General features: G+C 57.5%; 20 protein-coding genes. 6 read left to right on the top strand and 14 right to left on the bottom strand.

Annotated features, from left to right (window positions below; translation table 11 throughout):
- Positions 1-3: 3 nt before the first annotated feature.
- From pdsR to B2590_RS00140, 3 genes are all read left to right on the top strand, one after another.
- Complete coding sequence (gene pdsR / locus B2590_RS00130) at positions 4-705, top strand: proteobacterial dedicated sortase system response regulator (protein WP_036211169.1); 702 nt, start codon at positions 4-6, stop codon at positions 703-705.
- Between the two features lie 3 nt (positions 706-708).
- Positions 709-2,733 (top strand): ATP-binding protein, encoded by a 2,025-nt coding sequence (locus B2590_RS00135; protein WP_041335481.1) that lies wholly within the window; start codon positions 709-711, stop codon positions 2,731-2,733.
- 82 nt (positions 2,734-2,815) lie between these two features.
- On the top strand, positions 2,816-4,126 hold the full coding sequence (locus B2590_RS00140; protein ID WP_278368425.1) for a DUF3422 family protein: 1,311 nt from the start codon (positions 2,816-2,818) through the stop codon (positions 4,124-4,126).
- A gap of 8 nt (positions 4,127-4,134) precedes the next feature.
- On the opposite strand, the gene B2590_RS00145 is transcribed toward B2590_RS00140, so the two are convergent.
- Positions 4,135-4,923, bottom strand: coding sequence for an ATP-binding protein (locus B2590_RS00145; RefSeq protein WP_036211178.1), 789 nt, complete (start codon positions 4,921-4,923; stop codon positions 4,135-4,137).
- Between the two features lie 89 nt (positions 4,924-5,012).
- On the opposite strand from B2590_RS00145, the gene B2590_RS00150 reads away from it, so the two are divergent.
- Positions 5,013-5,453, top strand: coding sequence for a methylglyoxal synthase (locus B2590_RS00150; RefSeq protein WP_007154894.1), 441 nt, complete (start codon positions 5,013-5,015; stop codon positions 5,451-5,453).
- Here the strand turns inward: B2590_RS00150 and B2590_RS00155 are convergent.
- Positions 5,446-6,258 carry a hypothetical protein gene (locus B2590_RS00155; RefSeq protein ID WP_227517844.1) on the bottom strand — a complete coding sequence of 271 codons (813 nt, stop codon included), beginning with the start codon at positions 6,256-6,258 and terminating at the stop codon, positions 5,446-5,448. The genes B2590_RS00150 and B2590_RS00155 overlap by 8 nt on opposite strands.
- A 57-nt stretch (positions 6,259-6,315) precedes the next feature.
- Here B2590_RS00155 and B2590_RS00160 point away from each other — a divergent pair, with 57 nt between their 5' ends.
- Together B2590_RS00160 and cysK are read left to right on the top strand one after the other, a co-directional pair.
- On the top strand, positions 6,316-9,249 hold the full coding sequence (locus tag B2590_RS00160) for a transporter substrate-binding domain-containing diguanylate cyclase (RefSeq protein WP_082040584.1): 2,934 nt from the start codon (positions 6,316-6,318) through the stop codon (positions 9,247-9,249).
- Positions 9,250-9,296: 47 nt separating this feature from the next.
- Positions 9,297-10,268, top strand: a complete 972-nt coding sequence (gene cysK / locus B2590_RS00165) for a cysteine synthase A (protein WP_041335476.1) — start codon at positions 9,297-9,299, stop codon at positions 10,266-10,268.
- A 73-nt stretch (positions 10,269-10,341) separates the two neighbouring features.
- Here cysK and B2590_RS00170 read toward each other — a convergent pair whose 3' ends face one another.
- The 12 genes from B2590_RS00170 to B2590_RS00225 all read right to left on the bottom strand — a co-directional run.
- Positions 10,342-10,920 carry a porin family protein gene (locus B2590_RS00170; RefSeq protein ID WP_036211188.1) on the bottom strand — a complete coding sequence of 193 codons (579 nt, stop codon included), beginning with the start codon at positions 10,918-10,920 and terminating at the stop codon, positions 10,342-10,344.
- A gap of 150 nt (positions 10,921-11,070) precedes the next feature.
- The gene (locus B2590_RS00175; RefSeq protein WP_051947076.1) at positions 11,071-11,358 is read right to left on the bottom strand and encodes a hypothetical protein; all 288 of its coding nucleotides are present in this window, start codon (positions 11,356-11,358) and stop codon (positions 11,071-11,073) included.
- Positions 11,355-12,263 (bottom strand): esterase/lipase family protein, encoded by a 909-nt coding sequence (locus tag B2590_RS00180; protein ID WP_041335473.1) that lies wholly within the window; start codon positions 12,261-12,263, stop codon positions 11,355-11,357. Before B2590_RS00180 ends, B2590_RS00175 begins: the two co-directional genes overlap by 4 nt.
- A 103-nt stretch (positions 12,264-12,366) precedes the next feature.
- Positions 12,367-13,686 (bottom strand): glycerophosphodiester phosphodiesterase family protein, encoded by a 1,320-nt coding sequence (locus tag B2590_RS00185; RefSeq protein WP_041335470.1) that lies wholly within the window; start codon positions 13,684-13,686, stop codon positions 12,367-12,369.
- 71 nt (positions 13,687-13,757) lie between these two features.
- On the bottom strand, positions 13,758-14,267 hold the full coding sequence (locus tag B2590_RS00190) for a hypothetical protein (RefSeq protein ID WP_041335468.1): 510 nt from the start codon (positions 14,265-14,267) through the stop codon (positions 13,758-13,760).
- Positions 14,268-14,269: 2 nt separating this feature from the next.
- Complete coding sequence (locus B2590_RS00195) at positions 14,270-14,593, bottom strand: DUF883 family protein (protein WP_036211199.1); 324 nt, start codon at positions 14,591-14,593, stop codon at positions 14,270-14,272.
- A 204-nt stretch (positions 14,594-14,797) separates the two neighbouring features.
- Entirely contained in the window at positions 14,798-15,646 is an 849-nt protein-coding gene (locus B2590_RS00200) for a DNA ligase (RefSeq protein WP_278368434.1), read from the bottom strand.
- On the bottom strand, positions 15,634-16,077 hold the full coding sequence (locus B2590_RS00205; protein ID WP_278368436.1) for a DUF4124 domain-containing protein: 444 nt from the start codon (positions 16,075-16,077) through the stop codon (positions 15,634-15,636). Before B2590_RS00205 ends, B2590_RS00200 begins: the two co-directional genes overlap by 13 nt.
- 54 nt (positions 16,078-16,131) lie before the next feature.
- Positions 16,132-17,145 carry a hypothetical protein gene (locus B2590_RS00210; RefSeq protein ID WP_278368439.1) on the bottom strand — a complete coding sequence of 338 codons (1,014 nt, stop codon included), beginning with the start codon at positions 17,143-17,145 and terminating at the stop codon, positions 16,132-16,134.
- Positions 17,142-20,750, bottom strand: coding sequence for a hypothetical protein (locus B2590_RS00215; protein ID WP_278368441.1), 3,609 nt, complete (start codon positions 20,748-20,750; stop codon positions 17,142-17,144). Before B2590_RS00215 ends, B2590_RS00210 begins: the two co-directional genes overlap by 4 nt.
- Before the next feature lie 38 nt (positions 20,751-20,788).
- Positions 20,789-21,328, bottom strand: a complete 540-nt coding sequence (locus tag B2590_RS00220; protein ID WP_278368442.1) for a DUF4123 domain-containing protein — start codon at positions 21,326-21,328, stop codon at positions 20,789-20,791.
- A 12-nt stretch (positions 21,329-21,340) separates the two neighbouring features.
- A partial coding sequence (locus B2590_RS00225) for a type VI secretion system Vgr family protein (RefSeq protein WP_286847767.1) occupies positions 21,341-22,207 on the bottom strand: 867 nt, incomplete at its 5' end.

The following is a 22,207-nucleotide window of genomic DNA, read 5'->3' on the forward strand; positions in this document are numbered from 1 at the left end:
GCTATGAAGCGACACATCGTGCTGATTGAAGATGAACCCGCCATCCGGGAAAACTACCGTGACGCGTTCGAGCGCCGGGGATACCGGGTGTCTGCCTATGGTGACCGCAACAGTGCCTTCCAGGTATTGCGCACCGCCCTGCCGGACCTGGCCATCATCGACGTGGGACTGGGCGATGAACCCGAAGGCGGCTTTACGCTGTGTCAGGACCTGCGCAGCCTGTCCAAAACCCTGCCAATCATCTTCCTGACCGCCCGCGACAGCGACATCGATTCCGTTCACGGCCTGCGACTGGGTGCCGATGACTATGTCACCAAGGATATGAGCATGGACCACCTGCTGGCCCGGGTTACCGCTCTGCTGCGCAGGGCAGATGCCTGGGCCGAGGCCCTGAAGCAACCGGATGAAGTGGTGCACCGTGGCCGCCTGGCATTAAACGTGGACCGCATGACGGCAGAATGGAATGACCAGCCCATCGACCTGACCGTCACCGAATTCTGGATGCTGCATTCCCTGGTTCAGCACCCGGGCCACGTTCGCAGCCGCGACCAACTGATGGAAGCCGCCAGCACGGTACTGGACGACAATACGGTGACCTCACACATCAAACGTATACGCCGAAAGTTCCTGCAGATCGACGACGCCTTCGATGGCATTCACACCGCCTACGGCATGGGTTACCGCTGGAACGCCCATGAGGCCTGAGTTTTGACCCTTAAGCGCCAACTCTTCATTGCCAGCCTGCTGATGCTGCTGATTCCCTGGGCGGGCCTGCAGTTCGTGCTGGAGCTGGACCAGGCCCTGCGTGACCAGGCCGCTCGTCAATTGCAGAGCCAGGCCGGACGCACGGCCGGTTTTGCAGCGGAACAACTTGCCGAGACCCCAACGGTTGCTGCGGGTACCAACGTTATCTACGCCGACCTCCTGTCCCGCAGCCCGAATCTGGATGGCTACGGCGACGACTGGCCCGGATATGATGAGGAAGAATCCCGACAGCAGTGGCAAGGCACACAACAAGCCATCGACAAAGACGGACCCGAGTTATCCTGGCAGGCAGCCGTCGATCAAACCCATCTCTACCTCCTGATTCGTGTCAGCGGCAGAACCGCTGACTTCTTCAACCCCGGCAAACCCCGCCAACCCCATGACCAGATCCAACTCCAGGTTATAGGTGATAAGCAGACGACGCGGCGCCTGATCCGAACCCAGGCGCCAGGGGCCATCAATGCGATTGATCCGGAGCGCGAAGGGGCAACCGACTATCGCATCAGCGGCTACTGGCAGGCGGTCAGCAACGGCTACCAGGCTGAATTGAGAATGCCGCGTCCGGCACCCTCGTCCCGCCTTGGTTTCCAGGTGACATGGCCTACGGAAAAGCCGGTAGCCACCGGTGATGGACGCGTCTCTGCTGGCCCCACCTCAGCGCACATCGTCACCCGAATGCCACAACTCGAAAACCGACTTGCGGCCATGATTGCTCCGGGCCAGGGCACCTGGGTTCTGGAGCCGGACGGCTGGGTGATTGCTCGCCAGACACGCGACTCCGAAACCGACGAGGCTGAATTCGACAGCCTCAGCCCACTGCAGATCCTGGAACGCATCAGCCTGAACGGCCTGCGGGCACTGGTGAGCTTCTACCAGCCCGAGCCTTCACGGCTGAATGCGGAAACCCATCGCATGGACGCTGGGGAACTGCCATCACAGGGGCTGGTTCGTCACCGGGACGGCGACACCTACATGCTGGTGAAACAATCATTGGGCGATGGCCGGATGCTGGTGCTGGAAGAATCACTGGACCAATTGCTGGCTTTGTCCGGCAGCACCCTTGGTTCGGTCATTTCCCGCAGCGTGTTATTGATCATCGGCCTGATGCTGGTTCTACTGGGTTACGCCAGTTGGCTGTCCTGGCGCATTACCCGGCTGCAGCGGGCGGTCAGCGCCAGCATTGACGACGACGGCCGCGTATTGGGCACCCTGCCACCTGCAAAAGCGAAGGACGAACTGGGCGACCTGTCACGGCAATTCAGCCAAATGGTGGACCGCCTTCAGGGCTACACAGACTATCTGGAGAGCTTCTCCCGGCGCCTGTCCCACGAACTGAAAACCCCCGTGGCGGTGGTACGTTCTTCCCTGGAGAATCTGGGGCAAACCACAGACCCGGCTGATCAGGCCAGTTACATCGAACGAGCCCGTTCCGCCACCGACCGCCTCAGCCAGATACTGCAGGGCATGAGCGAGGCAGCCCGGCTGGAGCAAAGCTTTGACCACGCCGAAAAGGAAACCTTTGACCTGGCCGAAGTCGCCTCCCAGACCACCCTCGCCTATCAGGAACTGGACCCCGACCACCGTATTCACTACATCGGACCGGCCAACGGTTGTCTATGCCACGGTTCCCCGGAATTGCTGGTGCAGCTTCTGGACAAACTGGTGGACAATGCCCGGGATTTCACACCAGAGCAGGGAAACATTGAAGTACGGCTGACGCAGAACGCCCGACACCTGGAACTGAGCGTGTTCAATGAAGGTTCCTCCCTGCCGGAGAACCTCGCCAGTGATATTTTCAGCCCCTTCGTGTCCGTGCGAACCGGCCATCAGGAAGGACACCTGGGCCAGGGCCTGTTGATCGTCAGGTTGATTGCCGAGCACCACAACGGCCAAGTGATGGCCAGCGATGATACCGGTGGCGTGCGTTTTACAGTGCTTTTGCCGTCCCGCCCGCGACCAGAGTCGTAAGCCACAAGTCGTCTTTCGGAACGACCCGCGAGCCTTTATTGTTCCGTTGTAGGCCCCTCAATCGTCGTCAAAGGACCAAGCCTTGAACCCGCCGCTCACACAGCTGGATCTGCACCCTCTTCGGGCAGAGCTCTACAACGAGCTCCATTCCCGCCCGTTCCACGTGCTGCCATGCCCGGCGCAGGTTACCCACATTGCCCTGCTAACCACCCCGGAGCAACGGGCCGTCCAGTTCCGACACTGGCAAGACCTGCACATCATGCTGGGGCAACCCGAACCACTGGAGGACGTCAGCTGCTACGAGGCCACCTTTGGCTCCCTGCGTATCCGGCGTGAAATGCACATGGAGTTTGCCTCCTACACGTTTATCAATCTGGGTATTGGGGACGACCATCAGCCCTTCCAGGATACCGGCATCTCGTCGCTGCCCAAGGGATGGCTCGAGAAGCTCACCGGCACCGTGGTGGCCGCCTTTCATATTGACCTGCAGCAAGCCTCAAACGGCCCGGAAACCGACCTGGCGCAAATCCGCCACTGGTTCGAGGGAGAACGACTGGTGGGCAGCAGCCCCTGGGAAGGGAAGGCCCGGGTGTGGGGCACCTTCAGGCTCCATAGTGATGGGTTTGGGCGCTTCATGGTTCTCAACCGGGACATGTCCGACAGCCAGCTCGGCCGGCTGACCCAACGCCTGATGGAAATCGAAACCTATCGCCTGATGTCATTGCTGTCGCTGCCACTGGCACGGGAGATGACACCCTCGCTGAACGACATGGACCAGCAACTGGCGGTGATAACCCAGTCCCTGGCGGACAACCAGGACATCGACGAACGTGAGGTATTGGCGGATCTGACCAACATTGCGGCCCGCATCGAAGCCTTCCGCGCCCATGCCACCTTTCGCTTCTCGGCGACACGGGCCTATCACCAGCTGGTGCTGACCCGCCTGGAAGAGCTGCGGGAAGATGAGCTGTCGGGACACCTCACCATCACCGAGTTCATGACCCGGCGGCTGACACCGGCGGTGGAAACCTGCGAATCGGTGAAGGAACGCCTGGAGGACCTGTCACGCAGAGTGGACCGGGCCTCGGACATGGTGCGTACACGGGTGGAGCTGGCCATCCAGAGCCAGAACCAACAGTTGTTGAGCTCCATGGACCGGCGCTCAAAAATCCAGTTGATGATGCAGCACACAGTGGAAGGGTTTTCCGTGGTGGTCATCAGCTACTACCTGCTGGCACTGCTGAAGCTGGCGCTGGAGTCCGCCGATGACGCCGGATTCGACGTCAACACCTCGCTGGTTCTGGGCATTGCCATACCGGTTGTGCTGGGCCTGGTGTTCATCGGCGTGCGGATGATTCACCACCGGTTCATCAGGCTGGCGCGGCGACAGTAACCAGTTGCCTACTGGCCAAAGGCATCCGGGTCGCCGGCAAACTGGCGGTAGAACTGCTGCGCCGTGCGGCCGTTACGGGCACCCCGGCTGGTGGCAAAGCGAATGGCCTCAAGATGCAACGCCTCGCGATCACTCACTTGGGGAAACAGGGCATCAATGGCCTGCAGGTATACATCCTGAGGAAAACCATAGAACGACAACTGCAGCCCAAACCGGTCCGCCAGGGATACCTGCTCCTCGATGGCCTCCGCCGGATGGAGTTCGCCGCCGCGCATCTCGCTTTTCAGGTTATCGTCCATGAATTCCGGCATCAGGTGCCGGCGGTTGGAGGTGGCGTACACCCTGACGTTTTCGGGCGGCAGCTCGAGCGAGCCTTCCAGCACACTTTTCAACGCCTTGTAACCCGACTCACCTACTTCAAACGATAGATCATCGCAGAAGATCACGAACCGCCAAGGCAATTCAGCGATGTCGTCGACGATCTCCGGCAGGTTCACCAGATCGTCCTTGTCCACCTCGATCATCCGTAGCCCCTGCTCCCGATACCGGTTAAGCAGCGCCTTGATCAGCGATGATTTGCCGGTGCCCCGGGCTCCCCAGAGCAGCGTATTGTTTGAGGGTTCACCGGCCAGGAAGCGCTCGGTGTTACGGGCTAGGGCAGCCTGCTGTCGCTCGATGCCGGTCAGGTCGGCCCAACCCACCGGGTCGAGCCGCCGAATGGCCCTCAGACCCTGACGGTGGCGGCGCCACACGGCGGCGGGCGTCTCTGCCCAGTTGATGGCGTGATCTGTCGACATAACACCTATTTCCTGTTCCGCGTTTATCACGAATATGAAACACTGGAGCCCTATACCGGACACACCCCACAAAGGAGACTTTACCGCAAATGGCCGTTAAATCCGTCGCTCTGGTCGCCCACGACAACAAAAAGAGAGAACTGGTGGACTGGGTCGCCGACAACCAGACACGCTTTGCCTCCCTCCGACTCTACGCCTCCGGCACCACTGGCCGGTTGCTCAAGGAAAACCTGGGCCGGGACGACATCCATTGCCTGCTCAGTGGCCCGCTCGGAGGCGACCAGCAAATTGGCGCCAAGATCGCGGAAGGGGAAATTGACCTGCTGGTGTTCTTCTGGGACCCGCTGGAACCCCAGCCACACGACCCGGACATCAAGGCCCTGCTACGCATTGCTGCATTGTGGAACATTCCCGTCGCCTGCAACCGGGCCACCGCAGAGTTCATCCTGACATCCGCCTATATGACGGATGATCAGCACCAGCCGCAAAGGCCGGATTTCTCCAGCTACACCGGCCGCTCGGTCAACTGAGCGGCTTTCTGGCCAGGAACACCGTGTTGGTGGACTCCCGATTCTGGAACGGGTTGTAGAACGACACCACCTTCGCATCCACATCCGTGAACAGAGTTCGCAACACGTCCATGAACGGCTCGTCCGGCGGGTCGTTGGACCACATGGCGAAAACGCCGCCAGGGCGCAGATGGGCCGCCATTCCGCCTAAGCTTTCAGCATTGTAGAAGCTGGCATTGGACTCATTCAGGAGGGCCCTGGGGGAATGGTCAATGTCCAGCAGGATGGCGTCAAACACCCTGCCCGGGGTTTCGGTATCGAAACCGGATTCCGATACCGCCAGATCGAAGAAACTGCCCAACACATAGCGACAACGTGGGTCGGCATTCAACACTTTACCCAACGGAACCTTTTCCTGCTGATGCCAGTGGATGACGGTGTCTAGGGCATCCACGACCAGCAGCTCGCTCACGCGCTCATGTTTGAGGGCCGCTTCCGCGGTGTAGCCCAGCCCCAGGCCGCCGACCACCACCTTAAGCTGTTCGCCCTCGACGGCGTTCAGGCCCAGGTCCGCCAGGGCTACTTCCGCGTCCACAAACATGCTGGACATGAGAAACTCTTCACCCAGCTTCACCTCATAGATATCCCGGTCACCCAGCGCCGGAATGCGACGGCGGCGAAGCGTGATCTCTCCCAATGATGAGGGTTGGCTGTCGATCTGTTCAAACAAAAGGCCCATGGTCGTTCCCATAACGTACTGAGGTGGCGACATCCTACCATCACGCACCAGCAATCGCAGGCCACGAATCACCTCGTCATTGGGCAAATAACCCGCCAACGACTACACTCACTAGTTAATCACCACAGAATTGTGAATCACCCGATGAGCGCTGTAATTGCCTGGCAAAGGCCATCTCTGATCACACTGCTTGCTAGCATTTTCGGTGTACTGGCGCTCACCTTCCTATCGATGCCTGCCTGGCCCTCTGTAAAAGAACCCATCTCCGTTGGCATTGTGGCCGACAACAAACCTTACACGTCCATGGCGGGCCGCACAGCCTCCGGCTTCTCTATCGATATAGTCCGGGAGGTGGCTAGCCAGTCAGGATTGGACATTGAGTTTCGGGCAGGCAGTTGGCCCGAAGTGTTCGGTGCATTCCAGCGCGGCGACATCGACGTTATCGAAGGAATTTCATACAACGACGGCCGCGCCAGAACCATACAGTTTACCGAGCCGTACCACATTCGCCAGATGCATCTGATGCATGACCCAGCCAACCCGCTCAAAGACATTGATTCCCCGGGATCCCTCAATGACTACCGTATTGGCGTTGTGCGTGACGCCTATTTCCGCGATGCACTTGAAACGGCGGGCTTGTCGCTCGTCACCTACGATTCCATTCCTGGTCTGGTCCGGGCACTGGCCTTCGGCTGGGTGGACGGCATCATCGGTCCTGAACTGACCCTGAACTATTACGCTAACGAGGCCGGCTTCCGGTTTTTGGAGATTGCTGGCCCCGCACCGTTGGGAGAATGGTCGAAAGAAGACTTTCGACTTGGCGTTCTGAAATCAAACGATGAGTTGTTTGACGTGGTCAGCAGCGGCCTGGCTGCCATTCCCGATAAGCGCATTGAGGAACTGTTCAAGCGGTGGCAGGAATACGGCGGGACCAGCATTGCTGAATCGTCGGGTTTTACCCTGAGTGATGCCCATCAGCACTACATCAGTGAGGTCGGCCCGGTACGGGTGGGCTTTATGAGTGACTATGCGCCCTTCAGCTTTCACGACGCAGACGCGTTGCAAGGACTGTCCGTTGACGTGCTGAACCGGATATCGGATCTGACCGGCCTGCAAATCGTACCGGTGCCCGGGCAATGGTCGGAACTGTACCCCCGGTTTATGGACCGTGACATTGATATCATGGCCAATATCTCGAAAACCGACGAACGCGAAGCGTTCATACGGTTCACCCGGCCCTACCATACCATTCCCAACGTCGCCTTCACTCTGGATAAGAATCTGGCATTCAGCTCGCCAGCAGACTTGCAGGGACTGAAGGTCGCTATTGGTTCAGGTATTTACTACGAGGGACCCCTTCGTGAGGCATTGGGCGACAATGTGTTCGCTTTCACCTCCCAGCAGGCCATGTTCCGGGCTCTGGCTGAGGGCTCCGTCGATGTTGCCTTGGCAGCCCTGCCAAACGGAAACTACTGGGTGAGGGAGCTTCGCATTGCCGGAGTGAATATTGCCGGCGAAATGACCCTTGATGGCATGCCGGGAGAAGACCTGCGCTTTGGCGTGCGTCCCGCTCTTGAGCCGCTCGCCTCTATAATGGACGCCGCATTGGAGGCCATCAGCCCAACGGAAATGCGCACTATCGAGAATCGCTGGCTTGGCGCTTCCGCCCGTCGTAACCGGACACCGGCCACCGGCCCGTTAACGTTCTCCGATGCCGAACAGGCCTGGCTGGCCGACCGCAACCGACAACTGACCATCTGCGTAGACCCTGACTGGCTGCCACTGGAGGGCCTCAGCGAAAACGATAAACACCTCGGTATTTCCGCCGACATCTTCGCCCTGTTTGCGAATCGTTCCAATATCACATTCACCCCTCTTCCCGTAGACAGCTGGTCCGAGTCCATAAAGGCAGTCAAAAACCGACACTGCGACATGCTTTCCATGGCCATGGAAACACCGGAGCGGCTTGAATACCTGAATTTCACAAAACCCTATATCCAGATTCCCAGCGTGCTTCTGGGACGTGTGGAAGCCCCCTACATCAATACACTGGACGACATGGGGGACCGGCCGGTCGGCGTGGTAAAGGACTACGCTTTTCTGGAACTGCTGAGGACAACCAATCCCGGCCTCAATCTGGTGGAAGTGCCCAGCGAACAAACCGGACTGCGCATGGTTCAGGAACGGAAGCTGGCGGGGTACCTTGGCACTCTGTCCACCGCCAGCTACAACATGCAGGAGCTGGGTTTGGCGGACCTGAAAGTGCTCGGGCGAATTCCCGCAGACTGGACCCTGGGGGTCGCCACTCGGAATGACCAGCCCGAACTCTTCAACATCATGCAAAAATTGGTGTCCAGCCTGACGGAAGCGGAGCTTAAAACCATTGAACAACAATGGGCAGGACTCAAACTGGAACAGACCGTCGACTACACCCTGGTATTCCAGCTCATCATGGGTGCCGTGGTGCTCTTGGGGTTGCTGTTCTATTGGAACCGCAAACTCGGGCGCCTGAATCATGAACTCGCTGCGGCCAATGACCGCCTTGCGCATCTCAGCGTAACAGACGACCTGACTCAGATCGGCAATCGCAGTTATTTCGACCGTGAGTTCAGCAAGAGCTTCCATTGGTGTCAACGACACGGAGCCGGCTTTGCCGTGGCGATGGTGGACGCGGACCATTTCAAGGAAATCAACGACACCTACGGCCACGACGCGGGCGACCGTTGTCTGGTGGCGCTGGCAGATACCATGCGCTCTCACTTTCGGCGTGACACAGACCGCCTTACCCGGTTCGGCGGTGAGGAGTTTGTGATATTCACCAGCTTCAGCGACCGTGATGAGCTGGTTTCGCGGCTGGAAGCATTCCGCGAGGGTCTGGCGGGGCAAGCCACCTGCTGCGACGACGAACAGATCCGCTTTACCGTGAGTATTGGATTGGCCACTGGCACACCCGGCAAGGACACGGTGCCGGCGGAATTCCTTCGGCTGGCAGACAAGGCGCTGTATCTCGCCAAGCAAAACGGCCGCAACCGCCTGGAAGCTCTCACCACTGAAGATCAGGCAGCCAGACGGGGCTAGCTGATGCTATCCTTTTGCGACAGGGAAAACGCAAAGGAGACGACACCATGGCTAAGATCTACGAAGACAACTCGCTGTCGATCGGCAACACCCCGCTGGTCAAGCTTAATCGGGTCAACGAAGGGGCCACCATCTGGGCCAAGATTGAAGGGCGCAACCCGGCCTATTCCGTGAAGTGCCGGATCGGTTCCGCCATGATCTGGGATGCGGAAAAGCGTGGCGCTCTCAAACCCGGCATGACGATCGTCGAGCCCACCAGCGGTAACACCGGCATCGCGCTGGCTTTCGTCGCTGCTGCGAGAGGCTACAAGCTGAAACTGACCATGCCGTCATCCATGAGCCTTGAGCGCCGCAAAGTACTGAAGGCCATGGGGGCGGAACTGGTGCTTACGGAGCCGGCGAAGGGCATGAAAGGCGCCATCGCCAAGGCCGAAGAGATCGTTGCTGAAGACCCGGACAACTGCTTCATGCCACAGCAGTTCGAGAACCCGGCCAACCCCCGCATCCACGAGGACACCACCGGGCCCGAAATCTGGAACGATACCGACGGTGCCATCGACATCTTCGTTTCCGGGGTTGGTACCGGCGGCACCCTGACCGGCGTAACCCGTTACATCCGCAATACCAAAGGCAAGGCCATCACCACCGTTGCCGTGGAGCCGGAAGACTCGCCAATCATCACTCAGGCCCGCGGCGGTCAGGACCAAACACCAGCACCCCACAAGATCCAGGGCATTGGCGCCGGCTTCATTCCGGGCAACCTGGACATGGACCTGGTGGACCGGGTGGAAAAAGTCAGCAATCAGGACGCCATGGACATGGCGCACCGGTTGATGCAGGAGGAAGGCATCCTCTGTGGTGTTTCCTGTGGTGCAGCGGTTGTGGCTGCGGTCAGAATCGGAAAGCTGCCGGAATTCAAGGGCAAGAATATCGTGGTGGTTCTGCCGGATTCCGCCGAGCGCTACTTGTCGTCAGCGCTGTTCGCAGAGCGGTTTGGCGAGCTGGAAAACGTTCAGTAATACGGTAGGTATTGCAGAGAAGCTGATAAAAAGCCCGGGGCCAGAACCGCCCCGGGTTTTTCAGGTACTTACGTTAGAACTGGAAACGCATACCAACACGACCGGTATCGAAGTCCGGCCCGTCATTGGTGACCTGGCCATTGAAGTCGTCTTCGTCGATATCAACGTTGTAGCGGTTGTATTCCGCAAACGCCGTCAACTGTTCGGTGACCCGGAAATCAACACCGGCACCGACAAATGGATTGACCTCATCGTAGGTCTCACTTTCGTCAAACGCGTCTACATCGAACGACGAAGCAAATGCGCCAGCCTTAGCATAAACACCAAAGGTATCTGTCAAAGGCAGCCGCCCGATCAGGCCAAGGGAAGTACCCTTCAACTTGCCATCGACGTCATCGTCGCCAAAGTTGCCGAAATCAATGTACTCGGCTTCCAGGGCGAAGAACTGGTTGAACTGGTAGCCCAGCCCCACGCCGAACAGATCGTTTTCATCATCAAACTCGCCACCATGGGCTTTGTAGCCACCATAACTGCCGCTCAGATATACACCGGAGCTGTCGCGATCGGTGTTGTCCTGGGCTGATACAACCGGGGCGGCCAGCATGGCCGAGGCCAGAACCGTTACATAGGCAAAACCGGATTTATAGCTCATATCGCATCCATCCTTCTGAGTTCGGAAATGATTGATTTCCTGTTGGATTAACCGGTAAAGCGTCATACCGATTACCTGAACTCAGGCTACCTACAAATTGGCGGGATGTGGGTTAAATGCACAATACGGTCTGTTCACCTCATTTTCATGTTAGTTAATGTCAGCTTTGCAATTTTTCGGCGCATTGATGTATTTCACGGATGCTTCAAGACTGGCAGCCGCCAGCGAAACGCTGCGATAGGAGAGACGGGAAATGCCGTGGTGGATGGAGCGAACAGCCTCACTCCAGGGCCGGGCAATCGGCACCCGTTGCAGAATATTGAAGGTTTCATCCGCAATCGACAGATGAATACGCTCCACTTTGAGAGCGCCGTGATTGAGGCCACTGGCTGTTATATCGGCAACGCCAGCCCACCAATTGCGATTATGTTCGCTCATAACAGCCACTCCTTCAGTTGGCTGGCCACATCCGGGTGATGGGCCAGACGGATATGGTCAACGCCGGGGAAGCTGGCGACACCACTGAGTGTCCAGCCCCTCCGCTCATGGCCACGAGCACTGGATTCATGCACCAGCGCATCTCCAAACAGGGCGTTGATCGGATGTTGACGGGATCGCGCCAGCAGGCCACAGACAACGTAATGCCGGGTTCCGGGTAGCAGAGGAGGTTCGCCCTCATTCCCATGAACAACCTCCCCGCGGGACAGATTGCGAATACCCTCACTGCGCAGATCGATCACCTCACCCACCACGCGCAGGTAATCCCGTGGTGCCCGGTTCATCAGGTCGGCTGTGGCCTTCGCGCCTTTTGCCAGCCAGGAACCATCGTGTGGCGAACCGATGTAGACACAGTCGGTGAGTTTCTCAACCCAGCGGTGAGCTAGATACTGACCATGATGGCAGGCACTGCGAATCAGCAACCCGCCCATACTGTGGCCCATCAGAATAATTCGCTCAACTGGCACCGGCCAACGGCGGATCAGGGTTTCCAGAAGCTCGGCAAGGTCTTCGCCATTGCGATAAATCGGTCGGCCGGTGTTGTAGCGAAGGGTAAGCGGTGTGATGGAGCGTCCTTCGTCAGCCAGTAGGGACCCGTAGTGAGTATCGGCTTGCCCCGGAAGGTCCCAAACCGTCTCCAGTTCCATCAAACCATGTATGGACAGGCACAGTGTCGAACCGGGCGACTCCACTGCGGGTGCCGACAAGTCAATGGGCGAGCGCCCGTGGAAGAACTCCATGGGCACCGCCAAAGGGTTGTTTCGCGCCTCAAGCCAGTCCCCAAGGAACCCGCTGAGGATGGCCGAGGCGTGTCTTTGCCACACCGGACTGGTGTCTGTATCCATGCACAACCGCTACCGTTTGATGAGTTATCACCAGTCTACTCCGATAACGGCATTAACGATTGGCTGAATTTTCACCAGTTTACGGCGTCGAGGCAACTGACCTTCAATGGCCCCGGCCGGCAAGCCCCATGCAGTTGGCGTAGAAAGTGGTGGTGGCCGGCCAGTCCGAGAAGATACCAATCACCCCAACCTCCCGGGCCAGCACGTCAATCACATTGAACACGTCGCCGTCGTTATTGATGGCGTCGGTGATGGTCTGGTGATACCAACCCCCGCCATTGGCCAACGGACCACTACGCTCGACCGTCCAGGCGATCATATCCAGCCCCGCTGCCTTGGCGTTTTCAGCGTAGTCCGACGGCACGATCTGCTGGTGGCCATCCAGGGTCAACATTTTCCACAATGCGGGGGCCAGGATATTCACGCCTTGCGCAGACAGGCTTTCCATCCACGCCAGGGAGGAATTCTCCGGTGTCAGCGGCTCCTGATCCAGAAACACAGCCTGTCGTCCAAACCGCGGCGTTTCATTGACCCAGAACAGTACATCATCCAGCAGGAACGACTGCGGCCAGACATCCCTCGGGTTCACGCCGGCTTCAACGTAATCCTGAATCATCTGGCGGGCGTAATCTTCCTGGCTGTAGTCGCCCTCATAGGGCATCTCAACCACCGGCGTTTTCAGTTCCGGCGTGAACTTCACACCCAGTCGTTTAAAGAGTTCGATGCTCTCTTTATGGGTCAACAGGGTGCCGCGACTGCTGTAAAGCTCCGTGCGCCAGTCTGCCGTGCCTTCCAGGTACTCCTCCGGCGTGGTTGCCATGGGGTTGAAGGCGTCCATCTTGCCTTCCAGTGACTTGAACTCCTCCAGCGTGATATCGCTGGTGCGGCATTCTGCCTGCGCCTCAGTGCCACTTGCCGGGTCCGCCGGGACAAACGGCTGCGTACACTTGGCGTTCAGTTCCGGAATCGTCACGATGTTGGTGGTGGTATGGAGATCATTCTGTGCGTGACGGCAAACCAGCTCCCGATCCTTGGTAAAGGCAACATCGCACTCCAGGATGCCAGCCCCCATCTGGGCGGCCGCAACATAGGATTCAAGCGTGTGTTCCGGGAACTGCAACGGCGCACCCCGATGGCCGATGGAGAAATCCGTAGGACGGATTTTGTCGGCGCGGCAGGACTGGAGCCGGTCTTTCAGGCGCCCCTCATCCATGTCTTCCACCAGCCAGAACGGGCGCGGCCCCAGATGGACCTCGCGTTTACCCCGGTGATGTCTGTCCTTCAGATCCGGCCACTTGTCGTGCCATTTTTCAAGGCCTGGCGGAGTCCAACGATCCTCCTTGCCATGCCAATCCGGTGCCGCATGGGCGGCAGAGAATAGAGACATCAGTAATGCCATAACCAGTAACGTGCGTAACTTCATAACAAGCTCCCTGTGCAATGAATGGTACTGCACGGCTATTGTCGGCGCGGGGGGTTACGCTCAGGTGACGATCATGTGACTGGCGCGTCCGTGCCACTTTCCCGTGAGTCCGTTTTGTCTTTGTCTCGGGCCTGCTCGGCCTCAGCTTCCTTCATCAGGACCATGCCGCCCTGCAACAGCAGTGACTTCAGGCGAGGATCACCCTGCTCCACCACACCAAGAGTAAATGCCGCAAACACCGCTTCCAGTGGATTGTTGCGGACAAGGTCTCTGATGGCATCGATTGGTGACGTGGAAGACTGGTCATCACCCTCACCGGCGGCACTGGCGGTTTTCTTGGACGTAGCCGGACGAGTCATTCGATAGAAAAACAACGCCAGCAACAACAGGCAGGACATGCCCGTCACCGCCATGGCGCCGGCCTCCCCCATCACGGGCGATAAAGCCAGCATGGCGGCATTGACGAGCATGTAAAAACCGGTAATCAACAGGGCGACCAGCAACACAAAGGCCAGCATAAAACCAATGATGGCCGCGACTGCCTTGCGCAAGACGCCCTGTAACCAGGCGGAATCGGGCATGATCAGCGATCCAGCAACCGGCCAACCAACAAGCCTGCGAGGAACATGAGCACAACACTCAGGAACGGCCGCTCCTCGATTTTGTGCTCAACATCGTGCACCGCTTTACTGCTCGCATCCCGGGCACGGTTGAAGGCCTCATCACCGCGTTGCCGGACCTGATCAAAGGCCTCACGGCTTTCCCGGCGAATTTCATCACGAAGACTACTGATATTGCTCTTTTGCCCATCAGCAACGGCTTTGGTGAGCTTGGAGAGATCTTCGCGAAGTTGCTGCAAATCTTGCCTGACCTGCTCGTACTCGTTCTGACTGGATTTCGCTTCCATTTGTTGCCTCCTTATCAGTATGTCGTACTGCTATTTCGGCTTTCGGTAACGATTCACATTGTCCACTGACTACCGGCATCAGGGTTGCCCTGACAGAGCTGGCATTCAGCAACCATGGAAAGATGTAGAACGACCACGGTTAAAACCACTGTAGCACAAGGTATGGGGCGGTAGATGAAGTCCTCGTAATTGAGCGCCCCAGGATCACGGCGCCTCGGGTTCGTCATTGCGAATCCGCAGAAAACTGGCAAATCTGGGAAGGCCTGTCGACGTGAAGCCGTAATATTTATAGGTAATGGTAGCCCCAACCGGCGGCGGATTTTCCCGTTGCTCATCACTGAACCCGGTACCAATGTGGAACTGGCGTCCATCATTCCGCCTTACTCGAACTGATCCAAGCATGCCTTCGTATTTTCCGCTACCGGCAAGATGCGCCACCACGACCGCCTCGGCATCGTCGTAACGCTTCACCTTCAACAGATCATCTGAACGGCCAGTTGAATGAAGGCTGCCGCCGCGACGCAGCATCAAACCCTCGCCACCCTCGGACACCACATTGTCCAGCGCCGACATCAAACGCTCATGATCCGTGGCCTTACGTTGCACGACCATGGCCAGGAATGGCGACGGTGATGGCTGCACCAACGCTTCCATAGCCGCAACACGTTCAGCAAAGGGCTGATCGAGCGCCGGAAAGTCAAACACCATAAACCGAATCTGGCGCCAACTGGGATCGACCGGTTCCAGCCGGCGCACCGCGCCGGACAGCTCCGCAAACCGGCCTCGCCCCATCCAGAGTTCGCCGTCCATGGGCACATCGGGAAAGCCCTCAGTAAACCAGTCAGGCGCCCGATACTCGTTGCCACCCCGGGACCAGAACCGCTCACCGTCCCAATAGGCCCGTACACCGTCCAGTTTCTCGCTTACCCAATAATCATCGAGGGCAACGCCCTCCTCGTAAACACCGGCCAGCGCCAGTTCCGGTGGTTCTGCATGGGCGTTGAACGCGGTAAAGAGGGCGAAAGCAAACCAAAACGGAATCAGGCGCCGCATTCACTCTTTACCTTGGCACGAAACTCCCGACGGATACGCTCATTTTCTTCATCGTCGACAAACACCCGCTCGCCCTCCTTGTTCAGCCGGTACATACGTGAAACGCTCTTAAGATGCTTCAACCGCGCCCGCAAGGACTCACACATAGCCTCATGCTTCGCCGCCTTCGCCTCCTGCTTGGTTTTCGCTTCATTGCGCTCAGCCCGCTCCTGCTCGGTTTGCTCGAGGAATTCATTCATCCGCTCCTTGCGCGCGCGGGCATCGGCATCCGAAGATGGTGCGGGGGCCTTCAGCTCCACCTCATCAGAGGCTGCGTTCGCAGGCGGCCGGTCCCCGAAGTGGGTCTGGCCGTTTTCATCGACCCAGCGGTAGGTACCGGCCTGGGTGATGGGGGTGATTAGGAGGCAGAGGAGGAGTAGGAGTCCTTTCATGGGTAACTATCCATTTCGATATTAGTGATTCTTCACTGAAACGTGCTTTGCCGACTACCATGAGTGGGCAGCCAGAGCGGTGCGGTTTTTACGTTTGAACGCTTCGTAGTCCTGCTCGCTCATATTACGCCAGTATAAAGGATCTCTTCCCTTTTTCTCATCGTGCGAACGGGTAGTTGGGTCGAGGTGGCGGTAGGCTTCAAACAATGGAATATCTGGTAATGGTTTGGTGACGTCCATGTACTGGCGGACCAGATCCCAATATGCGAGTACGTCTTCCCTATTGGTAGTGGCGGCTAATAGTTGGTTCATGGGCAGCGCCCACTCCTGCGTTTTGTGGACCAGTACCAGCCGATACCAGATATTGCCCTGATGGTCTGGCAGGCTGAGCAGGTAGCCGTCCCATTCATGAAATGGGGCCTGACCCCGTATTTCGCCCGACTGACCTTCCTTCTCCGGGTCCTTGAAGAGGGTGACCATGCCAGTGCGGCGGTTGAGTTCCCACAGCGGGCCTTTCAGGTCCTGATAGACTATTTTAGGGAACTTTTTTTCGAGAAAACGACCGATGCTCCAGCACAGGAGCATGGGGAAGAAAAAGTAGACCAGAAAAGGAAAAATGCCATCCCAGAAGAACTCATGAAAAGTTACTTGACTAGGCTCTTGAGTCCAAAGGAAAGTCATAGCCAGAGCCCATATCGGGAGTAGCCATGTGAACAGTATGCGCCCACCATGCTGCAGCCATAACAGCGCCCAGCTAACCTTAGGCAGGGTTGCGTAGCGCAGGCATTCCTCGTCAAGGCGACCATGGTATGCATGCCGTTCTTCCAGTTCAGCTATACCTTTGCGTTTTTCGATTTCTTCATGTTCCCGCAAGCGTTGGGGATGCCAGGTTTCCAGAAACCCGGGAGGAATGAGCTCGGACAACTTCCCCTTGGGCAAAGGTGGCCCCATAGTCCAGCTTTTGCGGAACAGAACACTCTGTTGCCCGGGTTCTTTTGGATCCGGAACTCTCCGGTTGCTGCGGTATGCAGTTGGAGCGTAGCCGGGGCCTCCCAGGGTGGCTGTCATGTGCTTTCCTCCGTTTTATGGGTCTGCTCATCCGCCCAGAAAAGCCGGCCAGTCTCGCTGAAGTCCGGCTCGCCATGAGCAACCAGATCGAAGATCGTACTATCGTGTAGTTCCGGGGCGGGAAACACTAGGTTACGACAGGCTTCGTCAAATTCCACACTAGCCTGCCATTGCGCACGGACCACTACCTCTCTGGTTCTGACACCTTCCTGGCCCCAGGTGGCTTTGAAGGTTTCCCGCGATGGCAATGCCAGGTAACAGGCCTTGCCATTAGGCAAAGGTTTTTCGAGTATCACATTCGGTGATTCTTCGGCGATCTCACGTCGCGTTCTCAGCCCTCGGCGAGTAGGAGTACGCGTAACCGTTACCGGTCGCATGGCGATATTAAGACTGGATGAATCCAGCATGGCAGCAAGATTGTTTTCAACCCGGACAACGGTGTTGATGGCTGCAAACTTTCTCTCCTGACCTGCATCGATGGCGTAGCCTTCGCCTGCGAGTTTTGCGTGGAGGTTGTTGACCGTTTCAATCGCAATACGTGGCTTTGCCAACAAATTCACCAGTCGGTAATAGGTTTCTTCCGGATTGTCCGCCAAATGGGGATAAGCATCGTCTTGTTCCGGACCAAAGGGGCCGATCTTCAGCCAGTCGACGAGGGGCGGGTCGTCCAGCATTGCGGCCAGCAGACCGGCGCCAATAGCGACCGTGGCTCCAGCCAGAACCCAGCCCCAGGGACCCATACCCAGCAGGATGGGAGCGATTCCAGCTTCGGTCATCTTGGTCATCATCAGACCACCCATCAACATCATGCCGCCACCAACTGCTGACGCACCGTAGGCCGCGGCGGAATCCATATCGCCGGTATCCCATTCGTGAGCCATGTCCAGCAAGGAGACAGTAATGGTTAGTCCGGCTGTGACCATGCCACCGAGTAATCGGCGACTCACTATGCGGGGCAAGGCATCTGCCAGCTTAGTCGACCCTTTTCCGATAATCTCAGGATTGATGGTAAAGGCAGTTTTGTTAAGTCTTATGCTGGTGCTCTTCCAAATGCCCAGATCCATACTCAGCCGCTCAGCCGCAATAGTGCCTGCGAATAACAAATCAACTATGGCACTTGTTGCACCCACACCCGCTCTGAAACGGCCTTTTTCCGCTAGAGTCTTTCTTGCTAGTGACGCTTCATTCCAAATATTATGCCCCTCAAGCACCAACACCAGATAGGGCACCCTTATCCTGCTGAAAAACTCATCCCACCGCTTCAACCGCCGCATATCCCTTTGGGCCCGGACGACTTCAGAGCTTTCGGGAGCGGCGTACACCTGCATTTGCCGAGCTTCTGCAGTGTCGGCCAGATTTGGGATGTCGGATTTTCGGGTACTGGCCAGTGGGTTGCCGTCCGCGTCCATGTATTCTCCGTAGAAGCGCCGATGGCCATTGGATTTATGGACATACTCCCGGTCTGCTTCCGTTAACCCCATATCCAAGCCGGAGGCAGGGTCACGAAGCCCGAGGATGACCCAGCCTTGAGGGACCGCATTGCGGGCCACTCGTTGCACGCTACCAAGTAGTGAGGGATCGCGAGCCTTTGCCATTCTCAACAGTGGACCATATAGCCGGCTGTCGAGTCTGTAGGCCTGGGATTTCAGCCGGTTGGCCAGGGCGCGGACATGCTTGTCGATCCCGTCGAGGGTCGCGCCGACGGCGGCCATCCAGCGTTTCGCTTCAGAGGACAGATCAATAGCATCGGTCTTCGCCAGACCGGCCAGTGCCGCTGCCGTCAGGGTCTGCACCTCATCCGTTTTAGGTGGTTGGTCGGGTAATCTCTCCAAGTCTGCCGGGCGGCATCGGCCATCACCGCACTCTCCCTTTGCGGCGCTTCCATGAGCTACGCCGTCAGGCCCCTGTGATTCCTCAGATGGGAACAACATACGATGCAGTGGTTGGTCGCTGCCCTCTTCAACGATCTTTAAGACCAGGTCGTTGGCATCCTGTATCTGCGCTTCGCTGGTGGACTCGGCGCGGGCCAGATGATCGATACCATCGGGATCCAGAGCCAACGCCAGAAAGAGGTCTCGGGTAACGGCAAAACCTTCGATATAGTCAGCGTTCGAGAGGCTGAACAGATCCGCCATAGCAATCTGGTTATCAGTTTGCCGAATCAGCCCCGCCAGTTGTTTCTGAGCTTCGGCGAGTTCTTCCCGGGCAAGCTGGCGTTGTGCGGTCAGCAGATGGGTATGCAGAGGGCCGAATCGGCTAGAGTCTATTTCGTCCAAGTAGACGTGCAAGGGGTTGTCATGTCCTCCCAATCGTTTCGGCCCCATAAGCCGGTATACGAGCTGGGCGCTATCACTATGAGGTTTTTGACCAACCGCCTCCAGCAGGCCAGTCAGCAAACGATGCGCTTCCAGTGCCTGGGTAAGTCGATGACGCAGCGAAAAGAGGCGGTCTTCCAGGATTACGCCTGCGTAGTGGTTTTCCTTTGCAGATGACAAGGCATCTTCCGAGGTATCGAGTGCTTGCCAGAGTTCAGTATTAATGGAATCCGGTTCTGATCCGGCTAACAGGGCATCAGCCCGGGCGGCAGGCGCTCCCCGGAGGGGGGCATCGCTATAGTACGCAGCTTCCCAGGCTTCTTCCGCAGAAGCGCCACCGGTGCCAAAAGCCTGCAATTCTTCCCTAGCCTGACTGAACAAGCTACTTGCATGGGTACCGGAGAGATCGTAAATCTGATTCCAAGGGCGAGGCAGACGTTGCTCCAGCTCCGACTCTCTCAGTCGCATTGGCGGTAGGGGTGTAAGGGAAACCAAACCGCCCGCCGTCATCTGCTGCTCGGTAGAATCCAGCGGGGAAACCGGGGGTTCCGGGCCTCGCAGTGTCTGACATCGTTGCTGCCGGGCGGCATTGTTTAGTTCCAGATAAGTAATACGCTCAGCAGATAGTTGCACTTCCGAGAAGGCCATCTGAAACTCGACTAGGACGGAGTTATTCATGTGGCACACAGGCAACCAGATTCCGGGTAGGGGTTTACCTGCGACGTCACGGTGATCATCGGTGACGCCCGACGAGCCCGGCTCCAGGTAATCCGCGAGGCGGACATCACAGAACTCTGGGGCACCTGCTTCCCCATTGCGAACCTCAATTTCACGCCAGAGTGTGCCGTTCCGGAAGATGTAGATGAAACCAGGCCTGACCGGAACAACGTTGCCGGCAGACTGGCCGGGTTCCGGGTCCGGATCATTTATCATGGCCAGGGGAACTATTGCCCATATTCGGTTCCACTGTCTCTCGAGCTGACGCGGGGTGCTGGCAACACCGTTGAACAGGGGAACGCGGATGGGAGCGCCTTCCCTAGCCTCAATATCAAGCCAGACGTTACGGTTTGTCTGTCCTTTCCATGGCCAGATAGTCAGCATCGACTCATCCAGATCCTCAACCTGCACTTGATTCTCTAACCATTCCTGTTGCTCATTATCACTTTCGTCATAGATCCGGAAGGTATGCCCCTCAGGGTGATCTTTTCCTATCACCTCAATGATCAAAGATTCGCCCTCGCAGGCCGGGCCACAGCTTCCTGCTGTTTGAGTAGACGTGATTTCAGACATCCATGTAATTCCTTTCGCTTAAAACGATAAATTCATGTTTAGGCGCTGGTGGCATTCAATTCCAACCACTGTTGCTCGTCCAGTGACGGCGCTGGCGATATGGCAATTGGTTCTGGATTCTCAGTCGTTAGCCACCGCTGTTCACCGAGCTCTTCATACCAATAGATGGCCCGCTCAATCACAACTGCCACTGGCTTACTTTGTGGTTTCAATTGATGCCAGATCAGTGGGTCGTAAAACCGAAGCAGTCCTTTTCTTTGACCCTCGAAACACACAGTCAAGCGCTCCCTCAACCAGTTGGCTACTACATCAAGTTCCTTTGAAGATTCCAGAACAAGGCCAGTCAAACGTTCTTGCTTCAGCCCCTTAAGAGCCCAACGATACTCAGCACTGTCCTGTCCGGCTTCCAACAAAATCGGACCATCCTTGAGATAGGCTTGCCAGTCGGTATCCGCAAACAGGTAGAGCCATTGAGGACTTTCCGAGATCTCGTAGAGTTCCTGGAGTAAGGGCTTTTTTTGCTGAGATTCCAAAACAAGATAACGAGTTTTATTGAACTTTTTAGGTGAATTAACCATGAAACTCTCCGCTTACACCTGCTGAGTTTTCCCACACGGGCAATCACTGAGAGGACACGAACCATCAGACTGCTCCTGACACTGTTCCACCACCGCTGCCCGATTCATTCGCGCCTGTTTCAATCGGTGCGCAACCACAGGTTTGGGCTCGGCATTCGCCCGCTGGCCAACATCTGCAATCTCAGCAGCCGCAACAGCCCCACCATTCTTCTCCACCAACCCCGGCATTTCCGGCATCTGAACCTTCTGCCCACTGCCCTTGCCCGGTGACCCACCGGCATTCAGCTTAATGGCAGCACCACCCATGGCAACGCCACTGGGATCAATCTTCACAAAGCTACCGCCGGCCTTGAGGGTGATTTCCGCACCCGCTTCGATAACGGCTTTCTGGCCCGCCTTGATGTGCAGTTCGGTACCGGAGTCGCTGAGCCAGGCGGTGCCGGCTTTCAGGTGCAGGGTGCCGGTGACGTTGAAGCTGTGGTCCTTGCCGGTTTGTTCCCGCTTCTCACCGTTCACGGTGGCGTGGTCATTGCCCTTGATGTGGGCCTTGCGATGGCGGTCCACGGTCAGGTGGCTGTCATTTTTGATGACTTCGGTGCGGTTGTTTTCCGTCAGCAGGTCCAGGTCTTTCTGGGCATGGACGTAGATCTGTTCCTTGTCCGCTTCGTCCTCGAATCGCAGTTCGTTGCTGCCCTCGCCCTTGTGGGTCTGGGTTTTGAGGGTGGTGCGGGTTTTGTGCTCCGGCAGCGCGTACGGCGGCGTGTTGGTGGCGTGGTAGGTTCTTCCGGTAATGATCGGCTGGTCCGGGTCGCCGTCCAGGAAGCTGACGATGACTTCGTTGCCGATTCTCGGTAAGGCCATGAAACCATACTGGCCCCC

The organism is Marinobacter sp. UBA3604 (assembly GCF_002375325.1).
Lineage (GTDB): Bacteria > Pseudomonadota > Gammaproteobacteria > Pseudomonadales > Oleiphilaceae > Marinobacter > Marinobacter salarius.